Genomic DNA, 3,065 nt, shown 5'->3' with positions numbered 1-3,065 from the left:
AAGCGAGTACAAAGAGAATTTATTCACTTTGTCGAGCGAAGAAAACGAAGGACGAAGTCCAACGTTGCTTCAAACTCATCGAAGCCATGCGAGTGATACTTTTAGCTATCACAATCCGTCGCACTCGGTATGAGTTGACATATTAGGGAAATGAGATAAAGAAATCTGTAAGAAAGCCGTTCGGGTAATTAGTACTGCTCGGCTTTGACATTACTGTCTTTACACCTGCAGCCTATCAACGTAGTCGTCTCCTACGCCCCTCAAGGGAAGACTTATCTTGGGGATGGCTTCGCGCTTAGATGCTTTCAGCGCTTATCCAAACCGAACGCGGCTACTCGGCGGTACACTTGGCAGCATAACCGATACACCGGAGGTTCGTCCAACTCGGTCCTCTCGTACTAAAGTCAGGACCCCTCAATCTTCCAACGCCCGCAACAGATAGAGACCGAACTGTCTCACGACGTTCTGAACCCAGCTCGCGTGCCACTTTAATCGGCGAACAGCCGAACCCTTGGGACCTTCTCCAGCCCCAGGATGTGACGAGCCGACATCGAGGTGCCAAACCGCCGCGTCGATATGAGCTCTTGGCGGCGATCAGCCTGTTATCCCCGGAGTACCTTTTATCCTTTGAGCGATGGCCAGTCCACGCAGAACCACCGGATCACTATACCCTGCTTTCGCACCTGATCGACTTGTTGGTCTCACAGTCAAGCACCCTTATGCTATTGCACTCTACGCACGGTTACCATTCGTGCTGAGGGTACCTTGGGAAGCCTCCGTTACTCTTTTGGAGGCGACCACCCCAGTCAAACTACCCACCAAACGGTGTCCCCTCTTGAGGGTTAGAACTCAAATACACAAAGGGCAGTATTTCAACGTTGACTCCACGAATACTGGCGTACCCGCTTCATAGTCTCCTGCCTATCCTACACATTGTGTACCCAAATTCAGCGTTAAGCTATAGTAAAGGTTCACGGGGTCTTTTCGTCCCGTTGCGGGTACCCGGCATCATCACCGGGACTACAATTTCACCGAGCTCACGGTTGAGACAGTGTCCAGATCGTTACACCATTCGTGCAGGTCGGAACTTACCCGACAAGGAATTTCGCTACCTTAGGACCGTTATAGTTACGGCCGCCGTTTACTGGGGCTTCGATTCAATGCTTCTCTTGCGATGACATCCCCTCTTAACCTTCCAGCACCGGGCAGGTGTCAGGCCCTATACGTCTTCTTTCGAATTTGCAGAGCCCTGTGTTTTTGATAAACAGTCGCCTGGACCTCTTCGCTGCGCCCACCTCGCGGTGGGACCCCTTTTCCCGAAGTTACGGGGTTAATTTGCCTAGTTCCTTAACCGTGATTCACTCGAGCACCTTAGGATACTCTCCTCGACCACCTGTGTCGGTTTACGGTACGGGTGACATATACTATAACTTAGAAGATTTTCTCGGAAGTCGACTTGGGTGCACTATCAAATTGCCCGTAGGCTCTCTGTACTGTCGGGTTTCAGCAAGGACTAACTCTTAATCTGTCCCTATACCTACGCCCTTTAACCACCTATTCCGTCAGGCGGCGGCACTTACGTTCCTTCGTCTCTCCATCGAGGTATATGTCAGTATCGGAATATTAACCGATTATCCATCGAGATCACCGTTCGGCTTACCCTTAGGACCCGACTAACCCTGATCCGATTAGCGTTGATCAGGAAACCTTGGTCTTGCGGTGTGCGGGTTACTCTCCCGCATTATCGTTACTCATGCCTACATTTGCTTTTCCATACGCTCCACCAAATCTCACGATTCGGCTTCGACGCAGAATGGAATGCTCCCCTACCGCACTTTCGTGCCCAGAACTTCGGTGGTATACTTGATGCCCGTTTATTATCCACGCTTTGTCGCTCGACTAGTGAGCTGTTACGCACTCTTTGAATGAATAGCTGCTTCCAAGCTAACATCCTAGCTGTCTCTGCAACAAAACATCGTTAGATCAACTTAGCATACTCTTGGGGACCTTAGTTGCTGGTCTGAGTTGTTCCTCTTTTGTGACCGGACATTAGCACCCGGTCGCTCACTGCTGTAAATCATACTACTGGCATTCGGAGTTTGTCAGGATTTGGTAGGCGGTGAAGCCCCCGCATCCAATCAGTAGCTCTACCTCCAGTAGACTCTCAATTACAACGCTGCCCCTAAAGGCATTTCGGGGAGTACGAGCTATTTCCCAGCTTGATTAGCCTTTCACCCCTACCCTCAAGTCATCGAGAAGCTTTTCAACGCTTATTCGTTCGGTCCTCCAGTTGGTTTTACCCAACCTTCAACCTGCTCAAGGGTAGATCGCAAGGTTTCGCGTCTACAACCACTGACTAAACGCCCTATTAAGACTCGCTTTCGCTTCGGCTCCGTGCATCCGTGCACTTAACCTCGCCAGTGATTAGTAACTCGTAGGCTCATTATTCAATAGGCACGCCGTCACAGCACGAAACTGCTCCGACAGGTTGTAAGCGTATGGTTTCAGGTTCTATTTCACTCCCCTGTTCGGGGTTCTTTTCACCTTTCCCTCACGGTACTGGTTCACTATCGGTCTCTTGGGAGTATTTAGCCTTACCGGGTGGTCCCGGCAGATTCAGACAGGATTCCTCGTGTCCCGCCCTACTCAGGATACTGCTATCGCATAACGTGCTTACCTGTACGAGTCTTTCACTCTCTATGGATGAACTTTCCAGAACATTCCAGTTGACAGTCACTTGAATATTGCAGTCCTACAACCCCGCAATTGCCGTAACAATTACGGTTTAGGCTTCTTCCCGTTCGCTCGCCGCTACTTAGGAAATCGATGTTTCTTTCTTTTCCTCCTCCTACTAAGATGTTTCAGTTCAGAGGGTTGGCCCACTTTCGTGTGCTAGGCCTTCTACCTAGCGGGTTGTCCCATTCAGAAATCCTCGGATCAATTCTCGTTTGCAAATCCCCGAGGCTTATCGCAGCTTACCACGTCTTTCGTCGCCTCCAAGAGCCTAGGCATCCCCCATACGCCCTTTATTACTTTCTTACATTCATCATAACCCCTATTGTAAT

At 50.0% G+C, this 3,065-nt stretch carries 1 rRNA gene; it reads right to left on the bottom strand.

The window, feature by feature from the left end:
* Positions 1 to 167 precede the first annotated feature (167 nt).
* Positions 168 to 3,039: ribosomal RNA gene (locus tag ACESTR_RS15560) — 23S ribosomal RNA — on the bottom strand.
* Between the last annotated feature and the right edge of the window lie 26 nt (positions 3,040 to 3,065).

The sequence above is a fragment of the Alistipes sp. DJF_B185 genome, from assembly GCF_964250025.1.
Taxonomy (GTDB): Bacteria; Bacteroidota; Bacteroidia; order Bacteroidales; family Rikenellaceae; genus Alistipes; species Alistipes finegoldii.
Note: the sequence above shows the minus strand (reverse complement) of the source record. Positions and strands in the feature narration are given on the sequence as shown.